Below are 26,567 nucleotides of genomic sequence, written 5' to 3'. Positions count from 1 at the left end.
GATCAAAGCCTTTAAATTCGATACTCCGGCCGCTCGGCCAATCCTTCCTTCAGAAAGTCCACCAACTTGCGCACCTTCGGCGACAAATGTCGCTGCTGCGGATACAGCGCCCACACCGCCGTGTTCGGCGGCTGATGCGCCTCCAGCAACGAAATCAACGCGCCACTGTGCAAATGCTCCAGCACGTAATAGTCCGGCAACTGACACAATCCAACCCCTTGCAGCGCGGCATCCAGCACCGCTTGCCCGCTGTTGCAGCGCCAGTTTCCCTGTACCCGCTGGGAAAATTCCCGGCCGTTTTGCTCAAGCTGCCAGATGTCCGAACTGCCGATCAGGCAATTGTGTCGGGTCAATTCGGACAAGCTGTGTGGGCGTCCATACCGTTCGACGTAGGACGGTGATGCGCACAAATACATGCGCCTTGGCGCAAGCCGTGTGGCGACCAAGCGCGAGTCCTGTAGTCGACCCAGTCGAATCGCCAGATCCAGCCCTTCATGCACCAGATCGAGTTGGCGGTTACTCAATTCAATATCGATGCGCAGTTGTGGGTACAGCCCCATGAACCTCGTCACCAGCGGCACGATAAAACGTTCGCCGTAGGCCACCGCGCAAGTCATGCGCAGCATGCCCTTCGGTTCGCTGGTCAAATCGCCGACCGCGCGCAAGGCTTCTTCGCGACCGTCCTGCAATCGTTGACAGTGCTGGAGAAAGGTTTGCCCGGCTTCGGTCAGCGTCACGCGACGTGTGCTGCGATAGAGCAGGCGTGTCTGCAAGCGCTCTTCCAGTCGTACGATTTGTCGACTGATGTGCGAGGAAGAAACCCCAAGACGTTCGGCAGCGGCGGTGAACTGGCTGCATTCGGCGACGGCGACGAACTCGTCGATGCCTTCCCAGCGGTTTTCGGACATCGTGATTATCCCTGCATGGCAATAATGTTTTGCTTTTGGCCTGATTATTCATCGTAAAGCCATGTATTACACTCCTTGTCTGGTTTTTTTATTCAATGGATTCACTGGAGAGTCAGCATGATCAAGTCGCGCGCCGCCGTTGCCTTCGAGGCCAAGAAGCCGCTGGAAATCGTAGAAGTCGATGTCGCCATGCCCAAGGCTGGTGAAGTGTTGCTGCGCGTGGTGGCTTCCGGCGTTTGCCACACCGACGCTTACACCCTGTCCGGCGCTGACCCGGAAGGCATCTTCCCGTCGATCCTCGGCCACGAAGGTGGCGCAATCGTTGAAGCGATCGGCGAAGGCGTGACGTCGGTTGCCGTCGGCGATCACGTGATTCCGCTGTACACCCCGGAATGCGGCCAGTGCAAATTCTGTAAGTCGGGCAAGACCAACCTGTGTCAGGCGATTCGTGCGACTCAGGGCAAAGGCCTGATGCCGGATGGCACTTCGCGCTTTTCCTACAAGGGCGAAACGATTTTCCACTACATGGGTACTTCGACGTTCTCGGAATACACCGTGTTGCCGGAAATCTCCGTGGCCAAGATCTCTAAAGATGCGCCACTGGAAAAGGTCTGCCTGCTCGGTTGCGGTGTCACCACCGGTATCGGCGCAGTGCTCAACACTGCCAAAGTCAAACCGGGTGACACCGTGGCGATCTTCGGCTTGGGTGGCATCGGCCTGTCTGCAGTGATCGGCGCAGTGAAAGCCAAGGCTGCACGCATCATCGCCATTGACATCAACCCGGCCAAATTCGAAATCGCCAAGCAGCTCGGCGCCACCGACTGCGTGAACCCGAAAGACTTCGATCGTCCGATCCAGGAAGTGATCGTCGACATGACCGATGGCGGCGTCGACTTCTCCTTCGAATGCATCGGCAACGTGCAACTGATGCGCGCAGCCCTTGAGTGCTGCCATAAAGGCTGGGGCGAGTCGGTAATCATCGGTGTAGCCGGCGCGGGTCAGGAGATTTCCACCCGTCCATTCCAGTTGGTCACCGGTCGCGTCTGGCGCGGTTCGGCGTTCGGTGGCGTGCGCGGCCGTACCGAGTTGCCAAGCTATGTCGACATGGCGCAAAGCGGCGAAATCCCGCTGGATACTTTCATCACCCACACCATGGGCCTGGAAGATATCAACAAGGCGTTCGACCTGATGCACGAAGGCAAGAGCATTCGTACCGTCATTCATTTCTGATCAATCGTGGTGACATGGCAACAAGTCGTGAAGTCTTGTTGCCGTGACCGCGTAGGAGTCTTTACATGAGTCTGGAAAACATCTCCTGTCAGAAAAGTTTCGGTGGTTGGCACAAGCGCTATCGCCACCGATCCGACGTGCTCGGCTGCGACATGGTATTTGCCGTGTACCTGCCGCCGCAGGCGGAGCAGGGCGGCAAGCTGCCGGTGTTGTATTGGCTGTCGGGTCTGACCTGCACCGATGAGAACTTCATGCAGAAGGCTGGTGCCTTGCGCATGGCCTCCGAGCTGGGCTTGATCATCGTGGCGCCGGACACCAGTCCGCGCGGCCCTGATGTCCCGGGCGATCCGGATGGCGCGTGGGATTTCGGTCTTGGTGCCGGTTTTTATCTGAATGCCACGCAGGAACCCTGGTCGCGGCACTATCGGATGCATGACTATGTCGTGCAGGAATTGCCTTCACTGGTTGAAGCGCATTTCCCGGCGTCCGATAAGCGCAGCATCAGCGGGCACTCTATGGGCGGTCACGGTGCGCTGGTTTGTGCATTGCGCAATCCGGGGCGTTACCAATCGGTGTCGGCGTTTTCGCCGATCAACAATCCAATGGATTGCCCGTGGGGGCAGAAGGCGTTCTCCCGTTACCTGGGCGAAGACCGTTCGAAGTGGAAAGAATGGGATGCCTGCGCGCTGATCGCCGAGGCCGATGAAAAGCTGCCGCTGCTGGTTGACCAAGGTGATCGCGACGACTTCCTCGCCACCCAACTCAAACCGGAAGCCCTGCAACAAGCCGCAAAACAAGCGGGCCATCCGCTGACCTTGCGCTCTCAACCGGGCTACGACCACAGCTATTTCTTCATCTCAAGCTTTATAGACGACCACTTGCAGCATCACGCACGCGCTCTGCGCGGTTAATGCAGGTAGAATCACGCCCTGACAAAAATCGGGGCGTTTTTTCTTATGCGTATTGGCCACGGCTATGATGTGCACCGTTTCGCTGAAGGCGATTTCATTACTCTGGGCGGCGTGCAAATCGCACACAGCTTCGGGCTGCTCGCTCATTCCGACGGTGACGTCCTGCTGCACGCCTTGAGCGATGCCTTGCTCGGTGCCGCGGCGCTGGGTGATATCGGTAAACACTTTCCGGACACCGATCCGCAGTTCAAGGGCGCCGACAGCCGTGCGTTGTTGCGCCATGTGGTCGGGCTGATCCACGCCAAAGGCTGGAAAGTCGGCAACGTCGATAACACCATCGTCGCGCAGGCACCCAAAATGGCCCCGCATATCGAATCGATGCGCGCGCTGATCGCTGCGGATCTTCAAGTTGAGTTGGACCAAGTGAACGTGAAAGCTACTACTACCGAGAAGCTTGGCTTTGTCGGTCGCGAAGAAGGCATTGCCGTGCACTCCGTTGCCTTGTTGCTGCGCGCATGAATGAACTGCAATTGCTCGGCCCGCGGGCCTATGGCGAACCCCTCGGCACCGCAGTACTGAAAGCCATCGCTGAAGATTTCCAGGTCGATGAAGTCCTCGATATTCCGTTTAGCGGTGACGGCGAACACCTATGGATCTGGGTTGAAAAACGCGGCCTCAATACTGAAGAGGCTGCACGGCGCATCGCCAAGGCTGCCGGTGTGCCTCTGCGCACGGTCAGTTATGCCGGGCTGAAGGATCGTCAGGCGCTGACCCGTCAGTGGTTCAGCGTGCAGCTGCCGGGCAAGGCTGATCCGGATCTGTCGGCAGCGGAAAACGATACGCTGAAGATTCTCAAAACCACCCGCCACAAGCGCAAGCTGCAACGCGGCGCGCATTCGGCCAATGGTTTTACCCTGCGCCTGACCCAATTCGCTGGCGACAAAGCGGCTATTGAAGAGCGTCTGCAACTGATCGCCAAGCAAGGCATTCCCAATTATTTCGGCGCTCAGCGTTTTGGCCATGACGGCGGCAACGTCGTCGATGCGCGTGCGTGGGCGGCGCGCAAGGCGTTGCCTGAGCAACGCAATGTGCGCTCGCGACTGCTGTCGACGGCACGCAGTTTTCTGTTCAATCAGGTGCTGGCGGCGCGGGTCGCCGATGGCACCTGGCAGCGCGCGCTGGTTGGCGACCTGCTGGCATTCACCGACAGCCGCAGCTTTTTTCCAGCCGGTGAAGCTGAATGCAGCGATCCGCGTCTGGCGATTCTCGACTTGCATCCCACCGGCCCGCAGTGGGGCGAAGGTGACTCCCCGGCCGCTGGCGCTGTCCATGATCTGGAGCAGGGGATTGCCGCCCGTGAAGCGGATCTGCGAGATTGGTTGATTCACGCCGGCATGAGCCACGAACGTCGCATCCTGCGGCTGCCCATTGGCGGGTTGACGTGGCATTATCCCCAGCCTGACATTCTGCAACTGGAATTCGTCCTCCCGGCCGGATGCTTCGCCACCGTATTGGTGCGCGAACTCGTTGATCTGGTGCCGGTGGGGCAGACGGACAGCCCATGCGTATTCTGATTTCTAACGACGATGGGGTAACCGCACCCGGTCTCGCCGCGCTTTATGCTGCGCTGGCAGATTACACCGAGTGCGTGGTTATCGCCCCGGAGCAGGACAAAAGCGGCGCCAGCAGTTCGCTGACGCTCGACCGTCCGTTGCATCCGCAATATCTGGCCAACGGCTTTATCAGCCTCAATGGCACACCGACCGACTGCGTGCATCTGGGCCTTAATGGTCTGCTGGAACGTGAGCCGGACATGGTGGTTTCCGGTATCAACCTCGGCGCCAATCTTGGCGATGATGTGTTGTATTCCGGGACAGTGGCGGCCGCCCTTGAAGGGCGATTCCTCGAACGTCCGTCGTTTGCCTTTTCGCTGGTCTCACGTCAGGTGGATAATCTTCCTACGGCGGCCTACTTTGCGCGCAAACTGGTCGAGGCCCATGCCGGGCTCGATCTGCCGCCGCGCACGGTGCTCAACGTGAACATTCCCAATCTGCCCATCGACCATATTCGCGGCATTCAGTTGACCCGACTTGGCCATCGTGCCCGGGCGGCGGCGCCGATGAAAGTCGTCGATCCACGCGGCAAAGCCGGTTATTGGATTGCTGCCGCTGGCGATGCTGAAGATGGCGGGCCGGGCACAGACTTTCATGCCGTGATGCAAGGCTATGTTTCCATCACCCCTTTGCAGCTCGATCGCACCTTCAACGATGCCTTCAGAAGTCTCGACGGCTGGCTGGAGGGACTGCGCTGATGGCTCGTGAACACGAAGACAGAATGCGCAGCGGCATCGGCATGACGTCCCAGCGCACGCGGGAACGTTTGATCCAGCGCCTGTACGAAGAAGGCTTGTCCAACGCCAAGGTGCTGGAAGTGATTCGCCGCACGCCGCGACACCTGTTTGTCGACGAAGCGCTGGCGCACCGCGCTTATGAAGACACGGCGCTGCCCATTGGCCATAACCAGACCATTTCCCAGCCTTATATGGTGGCGCGCATGAGCGAGCTGCTGCTTGAGGCCGGTCCGCTGGACAAGGTATTGGAGATCGGCACCGGTTCGGGTTATCAGACGGCCGTGTTGTCGCAACTGGTGGAGCGGGTGTTCTCCGTTGAGCGCATCAAGGTTCTGCAGGATCGCGCCAAGGAACGTCTGGTCGAGTTGAACTTGCGCAACGTGGTGTTTCGTTGGGGCGACGGTTGGGAAGGCTGGCCGGCCCTGGCACCTTACAACGGCATTATCGTTACAGCCGTGGCCACCGACGTGCCGCAAGCGTTGCTCGATCAGTTGGCGCCGGGTGGACGTCTGGTGATCCCGGTAGGTTCGGGGGAAGTACAGCAATTGATGCTGATCGTGCGTGAAGAGCACGGTTTCTCACGACACGTTTTGGGCGCTGTTCGCTTCGTGCCTTTGCTCAATGGGCCGTTGGCCTGAGCATTTATGCACAGGCGCTGAATTCCTTTCGTTCGCCTCGGTCTTACTCCGGCGACGATGGTTTAAACGGCGCAGATTGTCAGCTTGCAAACGTGTGCGCGAAGCGATTTCGCTTCATTAAAGGTAAAGCCGATTCGGCCCGTTATACTTTCGACACTTATGCCGAAATCCGGCATTCAAAATTTTTCAGCCACCACAAAGGGAGCGGCGGGTGAGTCTCACAGTCATTGCGCAGCGTATGGGTAACACGAGCTTTCAGCGCCTGGTGACTGGCCTTGTCTTGAGCACCTTGCTGGTGGGTTGCTCCAGCACCAAATCGAGCAATGTGCGGGTAGTCGATCGCAACAATGCAGTCGCGCAGCGTCCTACAGTGACGACCGGGCAATACGTGGTCCGTCCGGGCGATACGATGTTTTCAATCGCTTTTCGCTACGGCTGGGACTACAAAGCCCTCGCAGCCCGGAACAATATTCCTACGCCGTATACGATCCATCCGGGTCAGACAATTCGCTTCGACGGCCGCGCCGGTTCAACGCCCACGGCGGTGGTAAGCAACGCCAGTTCTTCGCCTTCATCATCCAGCAAAACTACGGTAATCCGGCGTCAGGCAAATGGCACGACCACCACTACAACCACCGGTTCTGCGGGCGGTTCTACTGGTGCAGTACCGTCCGTCGCCAACAAGCAAACCCAAGCTCCACTGCCTCCAGCGGGTCCAGCCCCGACCGGCTGGGGATGGCCATCTAATGGCATTCTGATTGGAAAATTCTCTTCAAACGGTAGTTTGAATAAAGGAATTGATATCGCCGGGGATTTGGGACAGCCTGTTTTAGCTGCGTCTGATGGGACGGTGGTATACGCCGGGAGTGGCTTAAGGGGCTACGGCGAATTAGTCATCATCAAACACAGCGAAACCTACGTCAGTGCTTACGGTCACAACCGTCGGCTGTTGGTTCGGGAGGGACAGCAGGTCAAGGTCGGACAGACAATTGCCGAAATGGGGTCAACGGGTACAGACCGGGTGAAACTGCATTTTGAGATTCGCCGACAAGGTAAACCTGTAGATCCGCTGCAGTTCCTGCCAAGACGTTGATTTGTAAGCCAGCCTGTTCCGTCACGTAGAGGGGACAGGCTCCAGCGCTGCCAAGGATAAAGGCGTCGCTTGAGCTTGGGGTCGAACTCACCAAAGGACTATAACAATGGCTCTCAGTAAAGAAGTGCCGGAGTTTGACATCGACGATGAGGTTCTCCTTATGGAGACCGGCATCGCTTCGGATTCGATGTCGAATGATGAAGGGGCTGCTCCACCTTCCGTTCGTTCCAAATCCAAACACTCCGCTTCACTTAAACAACATAAGTACATCGACTACACGCGGGCACTCGATGCCACGCAGTTGTATCTCAACGAAATCGGCTTTTCCCCATTGCTCTCCCCGGAGGAAGAAGTTCATTTTGCGCGCTTGTCGCAAAGTGGCGATCCCGCCGGGCGCAAGCGCATGATTGAAAGTAACCTGCGGCTGGTGGTCAAAATCGCCCGGCGTTACGTCAATCGGGGGTTGTCGCTGCTGGATTTGATCGAAGAGGGCAACCTCGGATTGATCCGCGCGGTGGAAAAGTTCGATCCCGAACGCGGTTTCCGCTTCTCGACCTACGCGACCTGGTGGATTCGTCAAACCATCGAGCGCGCCATCATGAATCAGACCCGGACCATTCGGCTGCCGATTCATGTGGTCAAGGAGCTCAACGTGTACCTGCGGGCTGCACGGGAGCTGACGCAAAAGCTCGACCACGAACCTTCACCCGAAGAAATCGCCAACCTGCTGGAAAAACCAGTGGCCGAGGTCAAGCGCATGCTGGGCCTGAACGAGCGGGTTTCTTCGGTCGACGTCTCGCTGGGTCCGGATTCGGATAAAACCCTGCTGGACACCCTGACGGATGATCGGCCAACCGATCCATGCGAACTGCTGCAGGATGACGACTTGTCGCAGAGCATCGATCAATGGCTGTCGGAGCTGACCGACAAGCAGCGCGAGGTGGTCATACGCCGCTTCGGTCTGCGCGGCCACGAGAGCAGCACACTGGAAGACGTAGGTCTTGAGATCGGTCTGACCCGGGAACGGGTGAGACAGATCCAGGTGGAGGGCCTCAAGCGCCTTCGGGAAATTCTCGAGAAGAATGGCCTGTCGAGCGAGTCGTTGTTCCAGTAAACGCATCGAACCACCGCCCACAAAAAGCCCCGACTGGTTCGGGGTTTTTTGTTGCCGGACATACGGTCAGCATTTCCATCATTTGTAGTCTCTCGGTGTAAGCTTCGGCTTACTCTTTCGTAAGTGTTCGCAAGATTTGCACGGTGGCAGACGTCTATTCTGATTGCGGTATTTTTCTAACTTATTGATTTATATATTTATTTATTAATATGAAGTGCTTATGACAGCCCATTCCAGTCTCCAGCGCCAATTGCTCTTGGCAGGGAACTCTTTAGTATCTGGGTTGTGTCGACGGACAGACACGCCCTTCAAGGACGAGGGGAAAGGACATCGCAGGACGCGATTCATCAGGACGATGAAAAGGAACACAGGGAATAGGGAAAAAATGTGGGCGGGTCAAACCGCCCCTTTTTTTGTCTGCAAAAAAGCAATCCCGGAAAAGCAAAAAGGCCCGCTAGGGGCCTTTTTATTGAACGCGGGGCAGATCAGCGTTCGAGGTCTTTGATCTTGCCTTTGACGCCATCCCACTCTTCGGCATCCGGCATCGATTCTTTCTTCTCGGTGATGTTCGGCCAGATCTCGGCCAGCTCGACGTTCAACTGAATGAACTCCTGCATCTCCTCCGGAACTTCGTCCTCGGAGAAAATGGCTACGGCCGGGCATTCTGGTTCGCACAGGGCGCAGTCGATGCACTCATCCGGGTGAATGACCAGGAAGTTCGGGCCTTCGTAAAAGCAGTCCACCGGACAGACTTCTACGCAGTCGGTGTACTTGCACTTGATGCAGTTGTCGGTGACGACGAAGGTCATTTCTAATTTTCTCCTCAGGCGGCGGCAGCGTTGCCCCTTCACGGTTGGGGTCGCCAGGTTTGGGAGCGATGCCTGCTGGCCAGGCTATTAGCCAGCAGCATCCCAAACCGCGCGAGATTCTAACAGCTTGAAGCCGTTTGCGTTATATCCGCTTCTTCAGTGCTTATATCCGGTTCTTCAATGCATAGAGCATTTCTAGCGCACGGCGTGGCGTCATTTCGTCGATATCCAGTTTAGCCAACTCATCCAGGACCGGATGCGGCAGGCTGGCGAACATGTCGCTCTGTTGTGGCGTGGCCGGTTTACCTTTGGCGGCTGGTTTCGGTGCCTCATGCGGCAATGCAGTGTCTTCCAGACGGCTCAAGTGCTCGCGGGCACGCACGATCACTTCGCTTGGCACACCGGCCAGTTGCGCAACCGCCAAGCCGTAGCTCTGGCTCGCAGGCCCCGGAAGCACATGGTGCAGGAACACGATGCGCTCGTTGTGCTCGGTGGCGTTGAGATGCACGTTGGCCACCAGCGGCTCGGCTTCCGGCAGAACAGTCAGTTCAAAATAGTGAGTCGCAAACAGCGTGTAGGCACGCAGGTGCGCCAGGCGCTCAGCCGCCGCCCATGCCAGCGACAGACCGTCGAAGGTGCTGGTGCCGCGGCCGACTTCGTCCATCAGCACCAGACTGCGCTCGGTGGCGTTGTGCAGGATGTTGGCGGTTTCGCTCATTTCCACCATGAAGGTCGAACGGCCACCGGCCAAGTCATCGCTGGAACCGATCCGGGTGAAGATCCGGTCGACCAGCGACAGTTCGCAACTGGCAGCCGGCACGAAGCTACCGATATGCGCCAACAGCACGATCAGAGCAGTCTGACGCATGTAGGTGGATTTACCGCCCATGTTCGGGCCAGTGATCACCAGCATGCGCGTGTTGTCATCCAGACTCAGGTCGTTGGCCACGAACGGCGTGGTCAGCACCTGCTCAACCACTGGGTGACGACCCTGGGTGATGCGCATGCATGGCTCGCTGACGAAGCGCGGACAGTTCAGATCAAGGTTCAGCGCACGTTCGGCGAGGTTGCTCAGCACATCCAGCTCAGCCAGCGCGCCAGCGGTGTCCTGCAACGGTGGCAACTGACTGATCAGATCTTCCAGCAGCGCCTCGTAGAGCATCTTCTCGCGCGCCAGGGCGCGGCTCTTGGCGGATAGCGCCTTGTCTTCGAACTCTTTCAGTTCCGGCGTGATGAAGCGCTCGGCGCCTTTCAGCGTCTGGCGCCGGATGTAGTCTGCCGGAGCCGATTCCGCCTGTTTGCTCGGCAACTCGATGAAGTAGCCGTGAATGCGGTTGTAGCCGACTTTCAGGTGGGACAGGCCGGTGCGGGCTTTCTCCCGCGCTTCCAGATCGATCAGGAACTGCCCGGCGTTTTCGCTCAGCGATTGCAGGTCATCCAGTTCGCTGTCGTAACCGGTCTTCAGGACACCGCCATCACGGATTACCGCAGGTGGGTTATCGATAATGGCTTTTGCCAGCAGCGCCGCCAGTTCCGGGTAAGTGCTGGTGGTGGTTGCCAGGCCTTGCAGGTGCGGCGCTTCGAGATCGGTCATTGCCACTTGCAGTTCCGGCAGCGCGCCGAGGGCATCACGCAGGCGCGCGAGGTCACGTGGACGGGCATTGCGCAGGCCGATCCGCGCAAGAATGCGCTCGATGTCGCCGATTTCCTTGAGCTGCGGTTGCAGCTTTTCGAAGCGGTAACCGTCGAGCAGGCAGGTGATCGAGGTCTGGCGCGCCAGCAATACAGTCAGATCGCGCAACGGACGGTTCAACCAACGGGTCAGCAAGCGGCTGCCCATGGCGGTCTGGCAGCGATCGACGACTGATTGCAGGGTGTTGTCGCGGCCACCGGCCAGATTGGTGTCGAGCTCCAGGTTGCGCCGGCTCGCGCCGTCCAGTACCACGGTGTCGTCGAGACGTTCGTGGCGCAGGCTGCGCAAGTGGGGCAGGGCGGTGCGCTGGGTTTCCTTGGCGTAGGCCAACAGGCAACCGGCGGCGCCGATGGCCAGGGTCAGGGTTTCGCAGCCGAAGCCTTTCAGGTCTTGTGTGGAAAACTGCTGGCAGAGACTTTTCAGCGCCGAGTCACGCTCGAAATCCCACGGCGCACGACGACGCACGCCACGGCGTTTTTCCGCCGGCAGATCTTTCGGCCAATCGTCCGGGATCAAAAGCTCAACCGGATTGACGCGCTCCAGTTCCGCCAGCAGGTTTTCCCAGCCCTTGATCTCCAGCACGGTGAAGTTGCCGCTGGTGATATCCAGCACCGCCAGACCGAACAGACGCTCGTCACCCAGTACCGCAGCGATCAGGTTGTCGCGGCGCTCATCCAGCAGCGCCTCGTCGCTGACCGTGCCCGGTGTGATGATCCGCACGACCTGACGATCAACCGGCCCTTTACTGGTGGCCGGGTCGCCAACCTGCTCGCAGATCACCACCGACTCGCCAAGCTTGACCAGTTTCGCCAGGTACCCTTCCGCCGCGTGGTAAGGAATCCCGCACATCGGAATCGCCTGCCCCGCCGACTGCCCGCGCGCTGTCAGAGTGATGTCCAGCAACTTGGCTGCCTTCTTCGCGTCTTCATAGAAGATCTCGTAGAAATCGCCCATGCGATAGAACATCAGCTGATCCGGGTGCTGGTTCTTCAGGCGCCAGTACTGCTGCATCATCGGAGTGTGGGAGGACAGGTCGGAGACGGCTTTATTCATCGGATTGTCAGGCAACTCGTTCAAAGGTGTAGGGCAAAAGCGGGGCATCCGCCGGGCTTTTGCGCGATGGGCGCAAGATTACCATGGCGGTCTATCCGACGCAGGCATGACGGCCCACTGACACTTTTGCCCATGATTTGTGTGTTTATGCACAATTTATGCAAATCAGCATTTGTCTTCGATAAAAACTTCAAGCACTATGCGCGTTATGCAAAAACGCAACGTATCCTCCGTCTTAAGAGCACTGCTCGACCAGCACGGGATCTCCCCCACGGAGCTCCATCGTCGCACCGGCGTGCCTCAATCCACTCTCTCGCGGATTCTCAGCGGGAAGATCGTCGATCCTTCGGATAAACACATTTCGAAAATCGCCGAGTACTTCAATGTAAGCACCGATCAGTTGCGCGGCCGTGCAGATGTTGCGCCGTCGGCCGGTGCCGCGCGTGATGACGTGCATGCGGAACTCAAGGACATAATGCTGTGGGACGACGACACGCCTGTCGATGACGACGAGGTGTCGGTGCCCTTCCTTCGCGAGGTTGAATTGGCAGCAGGATCAGGAAGATTCGTCATCGAAGAGAGCGAGCGCTCTAGCCTGCGCTTCGGCAAGCGCAGCCTGCGCCATAACGGCGTGCAATTCGATCAGGCCAAGTGCGTGACGGTGCGTGGCAACAGCATGTTACCGGTGCTGCGTGACGGCGCCACGGTCGGCGTGAACGCGGGCAAGTGCGGTATCGGCGACATCATTGATGGCGACCTCTATGCGATCAATCACAACGGCCAGTTGCGGGTGAAGCAACTCTATCGCCTGCCTACCGGTATCCGCCTGCGCAGCTTCAATCGCGACGAACATCCGGACGAGGACTACACCTTCCAGGAAATCCAGGAAGAGCAGATCGTCATCCTCGGTCACGTCTTCTGGTGGGGCATGTACGCCCGCTAAGCAGACCCCGGTCAGATAAAACCCGCCATCGGCGGGTTTTTTTTCGCCTGCGCAAAACCCTCAACGCCACGATTTATGCGGCATGCATGCGTCAATGCATTTCTTGTGCATAAATAAATGCATTTGCGCATTGACTGTATATGCATCCATGCATATTATTGCCACCAAGCCGCTCGACAAAGCGGCTGGAAACGAAAGCTCTTTAGTTCCACAAGAACAGGCAGCGATGAACCGGCCTCAACGGTTCAGAGGGTTGGCAACTGACCCGGGTGTGCAGCGTAAAGCACCAGAAGCAGTTATCCGGCGGGCAGGGACCGCGGTCGGAAAAACAATTTGAATGGACTCGTACCGCGCCAGTAGCGCCGAAGGGTCAGCTTCCTTTTTTGACTAAAGGACTTAAAGGAAGGCGAAGGAGCGCATTACTGAAAAGCCCGGCGGATTTGCCGGGCTTTTTGGAATGCCTACCTCAAGAGAAAACGATTGAACCCAACACACACCATTCATCAATCACCCCCAGGAGGCGTGACATGACAAGCGAGCAACAAGCGTTGGCGGACATGCCGATCTGGCTGGTCATCCTACTCGCCGTAGTGGGCGGGGTGTCCGGCGAAATGTGGCGCGCCGACAAGGAAGGCGCCCGCGGCTGGTCATTGCTGCGGCGCCTGGCCCTGCGCTCCGGCGCCTGCATGATCTGCGGCGTCTCGGCAATCATGCTGCTGTATGCCGCAGGATTGTCGATCTGGGCCGCCGGCGCCTTTGGTTGCCTGACCGCGATGGCCGGCGCCGACGTCGCCATCGGCCTTTACGAACGCTGGGCGGCCAAGCGCATTGGCGTCTGCGAAGTCCCGCCGCGCGACCAGCCTTAACCCTGACTGTTTTCCGTGCCGCCATTTTTGGCGGCAGGGCTTCGCGTGGACGATTGAAAAGGAGGTCATGTATGCCCACACCGATCCAGCAGCCGTCGCAACTGTTCACAGCCATTGCGACGACGTTGCGTAACACCGCAGGACTCACCCTCAGTGTCGGCAATCAAGATGATTTCAATGCTCCCGGCGATCAGGCCTGGGTGCTGATCGACTTTGACCGAAATGCGTCGGGAGTTCGCTCCGCCGATGGGCGAATTGCTCATGTCATGACGTTGTCGCTGCAAGTCATCCCGGCGCTTTCCGCCACGGCATTTGCCGCCTGCGATCTGATCGCCGTGCTGAAAAACCTGATCACCGACAACCGCTGGAATCTGCCTGGCGATCAATGCGATTTGCCGATGAATATTGATGGCTTGCCTTCACTACTCATCCGCGCCGATCAGCAATACAAGGCCTGGACATTGACGTTCAACCAGACCCTCTATCTCGGCCCGACACTGCTCGACGATCCACTCGGCACGCCGAAATTCGCCCGTACCTGGGAAGTCAGCAATATCGACGACCCCGACCAATACACCGCGCTGGAGGCCTGACCGATGTTCGACGCATTACTGCGTATGCAACTGGGCCCGATCATCGAGCGCCTGGCCGAGATGGAAGCGGAAATCGAAGACCTGCATCGGCGTGCCGAGAGCTACTGCCGCATCGGCGTCTGCCAGACAGTCGACGCGGCGAGCAACACCTGCACGGTCAGCCACGGTGGACTGCTCACGCCGGCCATCAAGTTCTTCAATCCGAGCGCCGGAGCGCAGAGCGAATCGCGGATCCCGACCGTGGGTGAGCAGTGTCTGCTGTTCAACTACGGCAGCGGTGAAAGCGGTGCGCAATCGGTGGCGTTGTTCGGTTTGAACAGTGATCGCTTTCCGCCGACTTCGACCGTACCGACGCTGACGCGCCGCGTGCATCAGGACGGCAGTGAAAGCGGTTACGACGACGCCACACACACTCTGCATTGGCAGAACGGCCCTGCGGCGTTCAACGGTTCTCGCGAGTCGCTGGAACTGAGCATCGGCCCGGCGCGACTGGCGATGAACCCGCAGGCCATCAACCTGCAACTGGGCGCCGTCGGCCTGACCATCGACGCTTCGGGCGTTCACTTCAGCGGCCCGCTGGTCGATCACCAGGGCCGCGTCATCAGCCCCTGATTCAAGAGCCTTCCATGATCGGAATCGATAGAGGCAGCGGGGCCACGGTCGACGACTGGCTGCAGTTTGTGCAGCGCGCGACCCGAGCTCTGACCACGCCGCTGGGCACCCGGCAAAAACGGCCCCTGTATGGCTCGCTGATCCCCTCGCTACTCGGGCAGAACCTCGGCGACGACGTTTTGCTCCTGGCTCAGAGCCACGCAGCGCAAGCGTTCTACAACAAGCAAAACGGCATCGATGATTTTCAGCCGCAAGTGATTGTCGCCAGCCGTCAGGGCGCCGGTCTGCTGCTGCGTTTCGCCGGCACCTGGAAAAACCGTCAACAAACCTTCGAGGTCGTGACATGAGCATGTTGATCCCCGGCCAGAACCAATTGGCCGAACCCGCGCTGATCGCCGTCGACGCCTTCGAAGACCTGCTCGCCGAGTTCAAGACCTTCGTTATCGAATACGTCGGCGCCCGCTCGCCGGACAGCGCAGCGAAACTCAAGAACAGCCTGGAAAACGAAAGCGAACTGCTGACCCTGGCGCTGGAAGCCTTCTGCGTTCGGCTGCAAACCCACGAGCGTAAATACAACGCCCGCATCAAGCAGATGCTGGCGTGGTGGGCCACCGGCAGCAACCTCGATGCGCGGCTGGCGGACATGGGTCTGGAGCGGCAGTTGCTCGATCCGGGTGATCCCGCCGCATTCCCGCCAGTGCCGGCGATTTACGAAAGCGACGACGACGCCCGGTTGCGTTATTACCTGGCGCCCCATGCACCGGCGGCGGGGTCGCGGATGCAGTATCGCCGCGAGGTGTTCACCCTCGGCGAACGGCCGACGGTGAAAGTCGAATCCACCGATGCCGGTGTGGTGAATGTCACTTACACCTTCAACCCGGATGGCCTCGCCGCGCAGGTCAAGGACGGCAATGGACGACGCACCGCGCCGGGCGAAGTACAGGTCACCGTGCTTGCGCGGGATGCTGACGGCACGCCATCCGAGGCATTGCTTGAAGGCGTCCGCCAACATTTCGCCAGGCCCGATGTGCGACCGGAAACCGACCTGGTCACCGTCAAGGCTGCCGAGATCCAGCGCTACAAAATTCGCGTCGTTGCCAAGATCAATTCCGGCCCCGATTCGGGCCTGACCCAAGTCGCTGCGCAGCAACAATTGCAGGCTTACGCCGACAGTTGCCATCGCCTCGAAGGGCGGGTGGATCCGAGCTGGATCGACTACACGCTGCACAGCGCTGGCGCCGTGCAACTGCAGATTCTGGAACCGCTGGCGCCGATCGTGACCACCGCGTTTCAAGCGCCGTATTGCACGGCGGTCGAGGTTGAGGTGCTGACGCTATGAGTGAAAAAACTCAGCGCCCGACGTTGCTGCCAGCCAACAGCTCGGCACTTGAGCGAGGGCTTGATCTGGGCTTCGGCGCATTGCTTGATCGCATCGCTCCACCGTTTCCCGAACTGATGAACCCGAGCGAAACGCCGGTCGCATTTCTGCCGTATCTCGCAGCGGATCGCGGCGTCGCCGAATGGAGCACCGCCGCGCCTGAAACGGAAAAACGCCTGACCGTCGAACTCGCCTGGCCCACCGCGCGCCAGGCCGGCACTCGCAAGGCACTGGAAAACGCCGCCAAGGGTTTGCAACTGCGCCCGGAAATCCGCGCCTGGTACGAACAGACGCCGCCCGGCGCGCCTTACAGCTTTTCCGTACGCGCCTTCAGCGAACAACCCTACAGCGAAGAAATCGACGCCCGTCTCGACCGACGCCTGGCCGATGCCAAAAGCGAACGGGATGTGCTGTCGGTCTCGGTCGGGTTGAGCGCATTCGGCAGCCATTACATCGGCGCCGCGACCTTCTGCGGCGAGCTGACCACGGTTTATCCGGTGTTCATCGAAGGGCTCGAAACCTCGGGAGAGGCGTTCATGGCCGCCGGTATGTACACCGTCGAAACATCCACTATTTATCCTCAGGGGGCCTGAATGGCTGACTATTACACCCTGCTCACCAATGCAGGGATTGCCTACGAAACGGCGTGCAAGGCCGCGGGCACGCCGATCAAGTTGACGCAGATTTCCGTCGGCGATGGCGGCGGCGCGGTCTACAACCCGGCCGCGACGGCCACGGCGCTTAAACGCGAAGTCTGGCGCGGGCCGCTCAATGCACTCTTCCAGGACGAGAAAAATCCGAGCTGGCTGCTCGCTGAAGTGACCATTCCGCCGGATGTTGGCGGTTGGTATGTGCGGGAAGCGGGGCTGTGGACTGACACTGGCGTTCTCTATGCCATCGTCAAATATCCAGAGTCGTTCAAGCCGGTTTTGGCGACGTCGGGGTCAGGTAAAGAGTTCTACATTCGCTCGATTTTCGAGACCAGCAATGCATCGCTGGTGACGTTGTTGATTGATGACACGGTGGTGAAGGCCACACGTGCCTGGGTCATGAGTTACCTCGCCGAAGAACTTGGCAAACTGGATGGCAAGCAATCGGTGCGCGTTGCGGCATCCACAAACGTCGTGTTGAGCGGTGCGCAGCAGATTGACGGTGTGGCAGTGATTGCTGGTGACCGCGTGCTGCTGGCGAATCAAACCTTGGCCAAGGACAACGGCCTGTGGATTGTTGCCAACGGAGACTGGGTGCGGGCGAGCGATGCCAACAGCAGCGCCAAGGTCACTCCGGGGCTGACGGTGATGGTGGAGGAGGGCACGGCGAACGGCGATTCGCTGTGGCACCTGACTACCAATGCGCCGATCACCCTCGGCACTACCGCGCTGACGTTCAAGATGCTGGCCGGGCGCACCGGGATTGCTGCCGGGACTTACAAGAGTCTGACCGTTGATGAATATGGCCGGGCGACTGCCGGCGTAAACCCTGAGACATTGGCTGGGTTCGGCATTAAGGATTCGTACACCAAGGCTGAAGTCGAAGCGCTGATTGCCAAGGCGTCGGCGCTGCCAGTGGGCTCGATTGTCGCGTTCCCGGTTGATGCACCGCCGCCGGGTTTTCTGGAACTGGATAACAGCGTAAGGAGCAGTGCGACTTACCCGGACTTGAGCGCTTATCTGGGCGGCAAGTTCAACAAGGGTGATGAGGGTGTTGGGAATTTCCGACTGCCTGAGGCGCGTGGGGAGTTCTTGCGTGGTTGGGATCATGGGCGGGGTGTCGATACTGGTCGCGCACTTGGTAGTTGGCAGGCTGATGAAAACAAAGCGCATGCTCACGCGACGTTATACGAATTAGTCACCGATACGTTTATGGCGGGAGCGGTATCTCGCAATTTTGTTCAGGAGTACGGGCAACAGAATAATGTGCAAACGCAGGTGTCCGGAGGTTTGGAGTCAAGACCCCGCAACATCGCCGTCATGTGGTGCATCAAAGCCTGGAACGCCCCGGTCAATCAGGGAAACATCGATATCGCCGTGCTCTCTGAACAGATGCAACAGCTTTCTTTGAATGGACCGATTGCCGGTGACATTCGAAACGCTCGGGTCTCGATTCCGGTTGCTGCTTCGATCGCGACGTTTACAGCGTCCGAGATGGTTCTGGGAGATGTGAACGGGAAAAGGGTCGTTATCTCCAGCTTCAACCAGAGCATCAACCTGTCGACTTCAGTCAAGGGCTTGGGAGCGATGGATGTGGGCGCAGCACCGGTGAATGGGTTTGTTGCGATTTACGCGCTCTACAATCCTGACTCCAAATCCACTGGCATTATCGCCGTCAATACCACTACTGCAATCGCTCCAAAGCTGTTTGCGGGCGTTGCTCCTGATGGATATACATTTTCCGCACTTCTCAGCATTTTGCCGACGAATGCCAGTGCTCAATTTGCTGTAGCTGAACAAGTTGATCGTCAGGTGTTCTATGGCACGCAGGTGTTGTCGACAACCGTTCCGGTTCTGACGCTCACAGGGTTATCGATCTCTGCAGCTGTCCCATTGAATGCCAAGTCGGTTTCCGGAAACTTTCAAGGCACGGTATCGGCCAATGGTTACAGCATGGCGCTTGCCGGGTCATCTGCTGCCATAGGTCTTCAGACCTTCATCGTGAACTTTTCAGGGGCAGGCGGTGGTTCATTTCTGGATGTCCCCTTTTTGTCGCCGCAAACGCTGTTTTATCGGCTGACCAGCGCCGGAACCTTCAGTGCTTTTGCTATCACTACGAATAGTTACAGATTTTAATGGGTGAACCGAGTGGAAGATAAATCACGCATAAACGTCATGTTCTCGGATGAGGCGCAAACGAAGATCGTTGCGGTGTTCTCCTGTCCTCAAGATGAAGGGAGTTACGCGAATCTGGGAGTGGTCGAACCACGGGATCAACGCTTTTTGACCTATATGTCGGAGTCTATCCCGGCCGAGCCGCAACCGGGCCCGTCACAGGTGATTGCATCCGAGAGATATCGCCGAGAGGGTATCGGTATTTTGGTGGGAGCGATGTCTATCGAAACAACTCGCGACAGCCAGGCGCTGATCGCCAGCACCGGTCTTTCCGCCATTCTCGACCCCGAGTACCGCTGCAACTTCAAAACCCTGAATGGTTTCGTCGAAATCGGCGCCGAGCAGATTCTTGCAATTACCAAGGCTGTGCGCAGCCATGTCCAGGCCTGCTTTGATCGCGAACTGGATTTGCTCCGGGCCCTTGATGCGGGAACCTATAAAGATGAAATGCTCGCTGTAGGTTGGCCGGACTCGCTGCCGCCCACTCCGATTACGGCGCATCAATAAACGCCCCACACTGTGGGGCGTTTTCACATCTAATCACCTAAGTGGGTGGTTTTAGATTCGTTGATTATCAAATAAGGAAGAACCTATGTTTTATTCACATTCCACTGGCGGTTTTTACGATCCTTCCATTCATACAGAAATACCAAACGATGCCGTTGAAATCTCGCGTGAGTATTGGATGGAGTTATTGAACGGACTGTCTGCCGGCAAGATGATTGTCATGAATGATGATAACTATCCAGTGCTGGCTGATCGACCGGGTCCAACGCCTGAAGAACTGGAAGGATATGAACGTTCGTGGCGCAACCAGCAGATTGCAGCCACTGATAGCGTTGTGACTCGTTACCGCGATGAGGTCGAACGCTGGCCCACGCTGCTGACTCCTGCGCAATACATCGAGTTGCAAACGTATCGCCGCGTACTTCGTATTTGGCCGGTGGGCGGTGAGTTGCCCTTGAGCGAACACCGGCCGCCAGCGCCGGAATGGCTCGCCAGCCTGCCCCAATAAATACGCCCCGCCCCGTCGGGGCGTTTTCTTATCCGCTGATCAGCTACTTACAGCCCCTTCTTAAACCAAGGGGCTTTTTCGTCTCTGGAGAATCCCAAATGGCAGAACGCCAAACCTACACCGTCCTCGTTCCGTTCCCTGTCGGGGGCGGTCATTGGTCGACCGCCGGACAGCAACTCGAACTGCTCGACGTCGAAGCCAACGCATTGCTTAGCGCCGGTCGCCTGGAACTGAATTCATCCACCCAGGCCAAAAAGGCCGCTGCCAAGAAGGCTGACTAAACATGGCTGAGGTTCTGAACTTCGAGCACAACGGCATTACCGTCAATGCCACTGAATCCCCCGAGGCCATGGGTGGCCTGGGTGACAACGTCATCGGTCTGGTCGGCACCGCGCCGAAGGCTGATCCGCTGATTCCGCGTAACGCACCGTTCCGCATCAACAGCTTCACCACCCATGCGTTGCTCGATCCGACCGGTTCGGAAGAGGGCACGCTGTACCACGCGGTTTACCAGATTCTCAAAGTGGTCAAGGTGCCGGTGTACGTGGTGATCGTCGAGGCGGGCGCGACCCCGGCCGACACCGTCAACGCAGTGATCGGCGGCGTCGAGCCGGCGACTGGCCGCAAGCTCGGTCTGGCTGCGCTGGGCAGTGTCCCGGAAGACCTGACCATTATCGGCGCGCCGGGCTTCACCGGCACCAAAGCGGTGGCCAGCGAGTTCGCCTCGTTCGGCAAGCGCATCAAGGCTCGTGTGGTACTGGATGGCAAGGACGCCTCGGTCGCTGACCAAGTCTTGTACAGCCAGGAACTGGGCGGCGCTGATCTCGGTTTCGACCGTTGCCTGGTGGTGCACAACATGCCTGCCGTGTACTCGAAAGCGGCGAAGAAAAACGTCTTCATTGCACCGTCCAGCCTGGCGATCGCCGCATTGGCCAAGGTCAAGCAGTGGGAGAGCCCGGGCAACCAGGTGACCTACGCCGAAGACGTTTCCCGCGTCGTGGAATACAACATCCTCGACACCTCCACCGAAGGCGATCTGCTCAACCGCTACGGCGTCAGCTACTACGCCCGCACCGTGCTCGGTGGCTTCTCGCTGCTGGGTAACCGCTCGATCACCGGCAAGTTCATCAGCTACGTCGGCCTCGAAGATGCGATCAGCCGCAAGCTGGTCAAGGCCGGCCAGAAAGCCATGGCGAAAAACCTCACCAAGTCGTTCATGGATCAAGAGGTCAAGCGCATCAACGACTGGCTGCAAACCCAGGTCGCCGACGAAACCATTCCTGGCGGCAGCGTCTATCTGCACCCGGAACTCAACAGCGTCGAGAAGTACAAGAACGGCACCTGGTACGTGGTCATCGACTACGGCCGCTACGCGCCGAACGAACACATGGTTTATCAACTCAACGCCCGCGATGAAATCATCGAGCAGTTCCTGGAGGACGTTCTCTAATGTTTACCAACCGCAATCGCCAGGCCATCGCGGCCACCCTGCAAGGCCTGCCGCTGTCGGCGACAGTAGAAGAATTTACTCCGCCGAAGATCGAATTCGATGTGGAAGAGATGCGTGGCGGCCGCTTCATTGTTGAAGAAATGGTCAAGGGCGGCAAAGCGCTCAACGCCAAGTTGACCCTGCAAGGCATGGGCACAGAAGTCATGCTCGCACTGGGCGTGAAGCTGGGCGACGACATCCTGCTGAACGTGCGTGAGGCTGGTCAGGATCAGGATGGCAACACTTGGTTCACCTACCACACCGTTGGCGGCAAGCTGAAATCCCTTGAGGAAACCGCGGTGAAAATGGGCGAAAAACCCAAGACCAACCTGGAGCTGTCCTGCCGCACCTACAACCGCCTGGAAAACGGCGTACCGGTGATCGACATCGACGTGCGCACCCAGAAGTTCGTGCTCAACGGCGTCGACATCCTCGGTGATGCCCGTCGTGCGGTGCTGATGCCGTAACCCTCCCATCACCACAAAAACCTGTAGGAGTGAGCCTGCTCGCGATGAGGCCAGCACATTCAACATCAATGTGCCTGAAAGACCGCTATCGCGAGCATGCTCACTCCTACAAGGGAACTGCTACACCCCTCAAGAATCACCAAGGAATTCATTCATGTCGTGGATGCCACCCAAGCATGACCTGCTGTCGCCAATCACCGGCGATGACGGCGCGCAGATCGAGCAGATCCAACTCAAACCGCTGTTCTACGCCGCGCAGAAAGAAGCGCTGGAACGCGCTGGCGATGACGAAGACGATCAGTTCTTCGAGCTGGCGCTGTTGGCCACCGGCCTGTCGATCAAGGAACTCGACCAGCTCAAACGCCCGGACTACGTGAGCATTGCCCAGTACGTACACGAGATGTCGACCCGGCCGGCGTCGTACTTCCTCGACCAGGTCGAAGACGCGGAAAAAACCGACGATCCCGATCAGGTGCAACTGCTGCAACCGCTCGCCGTCACCGGCCGCACCGTGACTTCGCTGTCGCTGGAAATGCCGGCATTGCGCGCCACCAAAGTGATGAAGAAACTGAAAACGGCCAAGGAACGCGCCGAGTTCATCACCGCCCATTGCACCGGTCTGATGATCCCGGATCTGGCCCACTTGACCGTCCCTGACTGGACTCAGCTACAGGTGCGCATAGACGATTTTTTAAACCAGCCGGCGGCCTACTTTCGGAACGCGACATCGAAGTAATCCTCGATATCGTCCCGCTCATTTACCCGGTAAGTGAGGCGGAAATTCTGGAATGGGACGCCGAAAAGGCGTTGCGCCGCTACGACATAGCGATCACTCGCCTTGGCGTGAAACAGGAGTAGAGCGGCATGGCAGAGAGCAAATATGCGCCGATTAACGCCGATGAGTGCAGTACTGCGGCCCCAGGCAATAGCAGTTTGAACATGGCAGCGGCGAGCACCGGTACAGGACCAATCGCCCGCGAGCAGATTTCCAGACTGAGTCAGGCGCTCATCACAGCGAGTATCAAAATCGGATCGCTGACGGCGGCGATTGATTCATTGAGGGTAGTGCTGTCCAACCTGCGTTCGATCTCGCTGAATACCGCCTCGAAGGGTGAGGCCACCAGCGAATCGACTACGCCGGGTGAGGCCAGTGAGCGGGCCAAGGCGCCCGAAAGTCTCAAACCGTCGATTGACTTGTACTCGGCTGCCGCCGAGTTGGGCAGCGCCGCACAACTGCCGCCCAAGCAGACCAATGAAATGGCACTGTCTAGCTTGATCATGGCCAGTAAGCCATTGGTGGCGGCGGGCGGCACCAGCGGTCTAGAGTTGCTCAAGGTCGCCACGCTCGCGGCTGACGCAGGGGTCGGCAATGAGCTGACCAATGCATCGGACAAGCCGTTTGAATTGCTCAACTTCGCCGGCGACGCTGCGGTCGTTGCGTCAGCATTCAAAGTCCCCGCCATGGAAGTCGCCGAAATGATGGCGGTGTGGCGCACTTCGATGAAGCTCACTCGCGATCAGGCGTTTGACCTCGCGGATGCGACAAACCAGCTCGGCAAAATGCCGGGTGGCGCCAAACCGGCAGACATCGGTGCTGTTCTCAAAGAGTCGGGTGACGCGGCGATTGCGGCGGGCCTGCAACCTGAGCAAGCTGCCGCGCTGTCGGCAGCCTTGCTCAACAGCGGGACGGAGAAAGGCGATGCCGGCGCGGCGTTGAAGAGCATCTCCATCGCGCTGGGCAAAGGGGGCAACGCGTCCGCCACCGAGCGTGGCGCCTGGAAGCAACTGGGGCTGGATCCGGCGGCCGTGACCGTGGCGATGCATGACCCCGACAAGCAAAATGCTCAGGGTGCGGTGCTCGCTGTACTTGCTGCGCTGAACGCTAAACCGGCCGAGCAACGCGCCACGTTGGCGCAGGCGTTATTTGCCGATAGCGGTAATGCCGTGCATTTGCTGTCGCAGAACCTTGGTGACGTCAACGAAGCCTTCTCGCAAGTGAAGGACAAAGACCAATACGCCACTTCGAAGCTCGGTGACCAGAGTTCGGTGCGCCAGTCTGCACTGGCGCTCTCCAATACCCCGCAAGGACAGTGGAACGCTCAGAATGCGCGAAGCGAGCGCTTGGCCATCGCCAGTGCCAATGCGGTGGCACCTTCTCCACAGGCGCTGAGTGTTGCCGGTGCCAGCCTCGACAGAATGAGCGAATTCGCCGAGCAGCATCCGACGACTTCTGCCGTGATCATCACGGTGGGAACAGCGCTGAAAAAGATATTCGATGTGTTGTTGGACACCGCTGTCGATGAGGGGAAAGACCGGTTGCGCAAACGCATACCCGGCGGCGCGTCCGCCACCCCCCCGGACCTTTCGTCTACCGCCGATTCTGCAGCGCAGCTTCCAACGGATCCGCCGGTGACGGAAATCGCCAGTTTGGTGCCCGCGACCGTCAGGGAAGTGGAAATCGGCGAACCATCGTCATTGCTCAATACACCCCGCCTAGGGCCGTCGAGCGTTGCCATGGGGGGGATTTCCCAGGTGGTGCCTGCCTCGGACAGGGGCGCAGGAGCGGCTATGAGTGAAAGGCTGGTCGTCGTCGCCCCTGACACACTCTCGGCACCCGGCCAGGTCAGCAAGGAACTGGCGAGCGCTCAGGCCGCCAACCAGCATGTCACCTTCGCCCCTTCGGTTCAGGTGTACTGCAGCGATCCGGGCAGTTCGGAAAACATCGGATTGCTGGTCACGCAGCATCTGCAAAGTCAGTTCGACAACCAATTCACACCGCTGATGTCCAGCAACCCCCTCGCCACGCGCCGTGACGCAGCCCTCACCGATGGAGTCGCCTGATGAAACAACAAATGGCACTGGGCAGTTTCATCTTTGGCCTGTCGCGCAATTTCGCCTACAGCACGCTGGCGCGCAAATCCGACGGTGGCTGGACTGAATTGCAGATCCTCACCAGTAAACCCAAATCCCATCAGACCGGACAGAAGCCCGAAACCCTGACCATCGGCGGCACAGCGATGTACGCCGTGGCCATGGAGCGGCTCGATGAGCTGCGTGCGCTGCAAGCCTTGAGAGCACCGCTGCCGTTGATCGACGGCATCGGTCGAAACTGGGGTTTGTGGCGGATCAGCAGCGTTCAGGAAAACCAGAGCGAGGTCATCGATGACGGCACCGCGATGGTGATCAAGTGGGTACTCGAATTAGCGGAGTTCAACAATGCGTAAGGTTCGAAGCGTGGCCGGTGATTCGGTCAATCTGCTGCTCTACCGCGAATCGGGTCGTTCAGACGATCAGGCCGAAGCCGCTTTGTGGACACTCAATTCGACCCTGGCCGAACACGGCCCCGTTTTGCCGGCGGGCATCTGGGTGACGCTGCCGGAACTTGACAGCAAACCCGCCGCGATCAAGCCGGTTCTGGCTTGGGACTAAGGAGGTTGCATGGCACAGGGATTTACACCGGCGATCGAAATCTACGGCGCCAACCACGCCTTGCTGAACCAGCGTCTGATCAGTTGGGAGCACATTGATGCTGCCGGGATGGAGTCCGATCAACTGACATTGGTGATCGACCTGGAAGGTCTTGAAGGCTTGCCGACTCTGGGCGGAACAATCGGCCTGCGGGTTGGTTATCTGGAGTCCGGGCTGGTCGAAAAGGGCCAGTTCAAGGTGACTCGACTGACCCCGACGCTGTTCCCGTTGCGCTTGACGCTGGTCGCTACCGCAGCGCCTTTTAGCGGCAAGGATGAGACCCGATTCAAGGAACGGCGCACGGTCAGTCATGGCCCCATAACCCTTGGCGCACTGTTTCGCCAGTTGGTCTCGCCGCACGGTTTTTCGCCGCGCGTCGATCCCGAACTGGCGCTGATCCGGATTGCTCATGTTGATCAGTCGAACGAAACCGACATGAGCTTCATCACGCGACTGGCGCTCAAGTACGACGCGGTGGCCAAACCGTACAACGACCTCTACGTATTGGCGAAACCTGCGCAGCTCAAAAATCTGTCGGGCCAAGTGATACCGGACGTCAGGCTGTCGGTGACCAGTAACAATCGACCGGGTGATCACGCCTTCATCAGCGCCTCACTGGAAGAGACCGCTCGCACCCAGAACCAGGGTTGCAAGACCTGCTTCTGGGACATTGCGGCGGCCAAACTGCGGGAGGTGGTAACCGGTTCCGAGCCCTACAAGGTCATTCGCCAGAAACAGGCCAGTGAAGAAGAAGCCAAAGCTATCGGCGAAGCCGAGGTGCGCAAGATGCTGCGCGAGAAATACAAGCTGAGGCTCACCTGTCCGGGCGATCCGCTGCTGGCTGCCGAAGGCCTGTTGGTGCTCGATGAAACTTGGCCAGACTTCATGCGCGGTCGCTGGTCGATCGAAAAAGTCACCGCCAGCGGCAAGCGTGAGGAAAGCTACCGCTGCTTGATCGAGGCAACCGGCCTCGATCCCAAAGCCTGATCCCTCCACAACATCCTGTGGTAGCGACCTGCTCGCGAAGAGGCCGGCATAGCCAACATTGATGGCGACGACTGACCCAGCGCTTTCGCGAGCAGGCTCGCTCCCACATTGGGTTCTGCGTTAAC

Annotated in this window: 29 protein-coding genes; 26 read left to right on the top strand and 3 right to left on the bottom strand. The window is 58.7% G+C overall.

Annotation, left to right across the window (positions count from 1 at the left end; all coding sequences use genetic code 11):
* Positions 1-11: 11 nt before the first annotated feature.
* Complete coding sequence (locus IAI51_RS14725) at positions 12-908, bottom strand: LysR substrate-binding domain-containing protein (RefSeq protein ID WP_187679142.1); 897 nt, start codon at positions 906-908, stop codon at positions 12-14.
* A 117-nt stretch (positions 909-1,025) separates the two neighbouring features.
* Here IAI51_RS14725 and IAI51_RS14720 point away from each other — a divergent pair, with 117 nt between their 5' ends.
* The 8 genes from IAI51_RS14720 to rpoS all read left to right on the top strand — a co-directional run bounded on the left by IAI51_RS14720 (position 1,026) and on the right by rpoS (position 8,244).
* Positions 1,026-2,138, top strand: coding sequence for an S-(hydroxymethyl)glutathione dehydrogenase/class III alcohol dehydrogenase (locus IAI51_RS14720; protein ID WP_008081726.1), 1,113 nt, complete (start codon positions 1,026-1,028; stop codon positions 2,136-2,138).
* A gap of 65 nt (positions 2,139-2,203) precedes the next feature.
* Positions 2,204-3,049, top strand: coding sequence for an S-formylglutathione hydrolase (gene fghA / locus IAI51_RS14715; RefSeq protein WP_187679141.1), 846 nt, complete (start codon positions 2,204-2,206; stop codon positions 3,047-3,049).
* A gap of 45 nt (positions 3,050-3,094) precedes the next feature.
* Positions 3,095-3,568, top strand: coding sequence for a 2-C-methyl-D-erythritol 2,4-cyclodiphosphate synthase (gene ispF, locus IAI51_RS14710; RefSeq protein ID WP_187679140.1), 474 nt, complete (start codon positions 3,095-3,097; stop codon positions 3,566-3,568).
* Complete coding sequence (gene truD / locus IAI51_RS14705; protein WP_187679139.1) at positions 3,565-4,623, top strand: tRNA pseudouridine(13) synthase TruD; 1,059 nt, start codon at positions 3,565-3,567, stop codon at positions 4,621-4,623. The genes ispF and truD overlap by 4 nt, the downstream gene beginning before the upstream one ends.
* Positions 4,611-5,360, top strand: a complete 750-nt coding sequence (gene surE / locus IAI51_RS14700; protein ID WP_187679138.1) for a 5'/3'-nucleotidase SurE — start codon at positions 4,611-4,613, stop codon at positions 5,358-5,360. Before truD ends, surE begins: the two co-directional genes overlap by 13 nt.
* Before the next feature lie 41 nt (positions 5,361-5,401).
* Complete coding sequence (locus IAI51_RS14695; protein WP_177327338.1) at positions 5,402-6,037, top strand: protein-L-isoaspartate(D-aspartate) O-methyltransferase; 636 nt, start codon at positions 5,402-5,404, stop codon at positions 6,035-6,037.
* A 211-nt stretch (positions 6,038-6,248) separates the two neighbouring features.
* Complete coding sequence (locus tag IAI51_RS14690; protein ID WP_187679137.1) at positions 6,249-7,130, top strand: peptidoglycan DD-metalloendopeptidase family protein; 882 nt, start codon at positions 6,249-6,251, stop codon at positions 7,128-7,130.
* A gap of 106 nt (positions 7,131-7,236) precedes the next feature.
* Positions 7,237-8,244, top strand: coding sequence for an RNA polymerase sigma factor RpoS (gene rpoS, locus IAI51_RS14685; protein WP_187679136.1), 1,008 nt, complete (start codon positions 7,237-7,239; stop codon positions 8,242-8,244).
* Positions 8,245-8,729: 485 nt separating this feature from the next.
* On the opposite strand, the gene fdxA is transcribed toward rpoS, so the two are convergent.
* Together fdxA and mutS are read right to left on the bottom strand one after the other, a co-directional pair.
* On the bottom strand, positions 8,730-9,053 hold the full coding sequence (fdxA, locus tag IAI51_RS14680) for a ferredoxin FdxA (protein WP_054047139.1): 324 nt from the start codon (positions 9,051-9,053) through the stop codon (positions 8,730-8,732).
* A gap of 163 nt (positions 9,054-9,216) precedes the next feature.
* Positions 9,217-11,799 (bottom strand): DNA mismatch repair protein MutS, encoded by a 2,583-nt coding sequence (mutS, locus tag IAI51_RS14675; RefSeq protein WP_187679135.1) that lies wholly within the window; start codon positions 11,797-11,799, stop codon positions 9,217-9,219.
* Positions 11,800-12,007: 208 nt separating this feature from the next.
* Between mutS and IAI51_RS14670 the strand changes: the two genes are divergently transcribed.
* The 18 genes from IAI51_RS14670 (at position 12,008) to IAI51_RS14585 (ending at position 26,442) form a co-directional block, all read left to right on the top strand.
* Positions 12,008-12,742, top strand: coding sequence for a helix-turn-helix transcriptional regulator (locus IAI51_RS14670; protein ID WP_095191963.1), 735 nt, complete (start codon positions 12,008-12,010; stop codon positions 12,740-12,742).
* A gap of 527 nt (positions 12,743-13,269) precedes the next feature.
* A complete protein-coding gene (locus IAI51_RS14665; protein ID WP_038357950.1) occupies positions 13,270-13,608 on the top strand; it encodes a phage holin family protein in 339 nt (112 codons plus the stop codon).
* A gap of 71 nt (positions 13,609-13,679) precedes the next feature.
* Complete coding sequence (locus tag IAI51_RS14660) at positions 13,680-14,201, top strand: hypothetical protein (RefSeq protein ID WP_187679134.1); 522 nt, start codon at positions 13,680-13,682, stop codon at positions 14,199-14,201.
* 3 nt (positions 14,202-14,204) lie between these two features.
* Entirely contained in the window at positions 14,205-14,813 is a 609-nt protein-coding gene (locus IAI51_RS14655; RefSeq protein WP_187679133.1) for a phage baseplate assembly protein V, read from the top strand.
* A gap of 14 nt (positions 14,814-14,827) precedes the next feature.
* Positions 14,828-15,160, top strand: a complete 333-nt coding sequence (locus IAI51_RS14650; protein WP_187679132.1) for a phage baseplate protein — start codon at positions 14,828-14,830, stop codon at positions 15,158-15,160.
* Positions 15,157-16,152, top strand: a complete 996-nt coding sequence (locus tag IAI51_RS14645; protein WP_187679131.1) for a baseplate J/gp47 family protein — start codon at positions 15,157-15,159, stop codon at positions 16,150-16,152. Before IAI51_RS14650 ends, IAI51_RS14645 begins: the two co-directional genes overlap by 4 nt.
* Positions 16,149-16,784, top strand: coding sequence for a phage tail protein I (locus IAI51_RS14640; protein ID WP_187679130.1), 636 nt, complete (start codon positions 16,149-16,151; stop codon positions 16,782-16,784). Before IAI51_RS14645 ends, IAI51_RS14640 begins: the two co-directional genes overlap by 4 nt.
* Complete coding sequence (locus IAI51_RS14635) at positions 16,785-18,977, top strand: phage tail protein (RefSeq protein WP_187679129.1); 2,193 nt, start codon at positions 16,785-16,787, stop codon at positions 18,975-18,977.
* Positions 18,978-18,989: 12 nt separating this feature from the next.
* Positions 18,990-19,523, top strand: a complete 534-nt coding sequence (locus tag IAI51_RS27960) for a DUF4376 domain-containing protein (RefSeq protein ID WP_316249773.1) — start codon at positions 18,990-18,992, stop codon at positions 19,521-19,523.
* Between the two features lie 85 nt (positions 19,524-19,608).
* On the top strand, positions 19,609-20,031 hold the full coding sequence (locus tag IAI51_RS14625) for a phage tail protein (protein WP_187679128.1): 423 nt from the start codon (positions 19,609-19,611) through the stop codon (positions 20,029-20,031).
* Between the two features lie 98 nt (positions 20,032-20,129).
* Entirely contained in the window at positions 20,130-20,312 is a 183-nt protein-coding gene (locus IAI51_RS14620) for a hypothetical protein (RefSeq protein WP_187679127.1), read from the top strand.
* A 2-nt stretch (positions 20,313-20,314) separates the two neighbouring features.
* The gene (locus IAI51_RS14615) at positions 20,315-21,481 is read left to right on the top strand and encodes a phage tail protein (protein WP_187679126.1); all 1,167 of its coding nucleotides are present in this window, start codon (positions 20,315-20,317) and stop codon (positions 21,479-21,481) included.
* The gene (locus IAI51_RS14610) at positions 21,481-21,987 is read left to right on the top strand and encodes a phage major tail tube protein (protein ID WP_134825665.1); all 507 of its coding nucleotides are present in this window, start codon (positions 21,481-21,483) and stop codon (positions 21,985-21,987) included. The genes IAI51_RS14615 and IAI51_RS14610 overlap by 1 nt, the downstream gene beginning before the upstream one ends.
* Positions 21,988-22,141: 154 nt before the next feature.
* Positions 22,142-22,723, top strand: a complete 582-nt coding sequence (locus IAI51_RS14605; protein WP_187679125.1) for a phage tail assembly protein — start codon at positions 22,142-22,144, stop codon at positions 22,721-22,723.
* 128 nt (positions 22,724-22,851) lie between these two features.
* The gene (locus tag IAI51_RS14600) at positions 22,852-24,828 is read left to right on the top strand and encodes a phage tail tape measure protein (RefSeq protein ID WP_187679124.1); all 1,977 of its coding nucleotides are present in this window, start codon (positions 22,852-22,854) and stop codon (positions 24,826-24,828) included.
* The gene (locus IAI51_RS14595; RefSeq protein ID WP_187679123.1) at positions 24,828-25,211 is read left to right on the top strand and encodes a phage tail protein; all 384 of its coding nucleotides are present in this window, start codon (positions 24,828-24,830) and stop codon (positions 25,209-25,211) included. Before IAI51_RS14600 ends, IAI51_RS14595 begins: the two co-directional genes overlap by 1 nt.
* Positions 25,204-25,416 (top strand): tail protein X, encoded by a 213-nt coding sequence (locus IAI51_RS14590; protein ID WP_187679122.1) that lies wholly within the window; start codon positions 25,204-25,206, stop codon positions 25,414-25,416. Before IAI51_RS14595 ends, IAI51_RS14590 begins: the two co-directional genes overlap by 8 nt.
* 9 nt (positions 25,417-25,425) lie before the next feature.
* Entirely contained in the window at positions 25,426-26,442 is a 1,017-nt protein-coding gene (locus IAI51_RS14585) for a phage late control D family protein (protein WP_187679121.1), read from the top strand.
* The last annotated feature ends 125 nt before the right edge of the window (positions 26,443-26,567 follow it).

This window comes from Pseudomonas sp. N40(2020) (assembly GCF_014472415.1).
In the GTDB taxonomy this organism is placed as follows: Bacteria; Pseudomonadota; Gammaproteobacteria; order Pseudomonadales; family Pseudomonadaceae; genus Aquipseudomonas.
The sequence above is the reverse complement of the archived record's forward strand: the minus strand, read 5'-3'. Positions and strand labels throughout refer to the sequence as shown.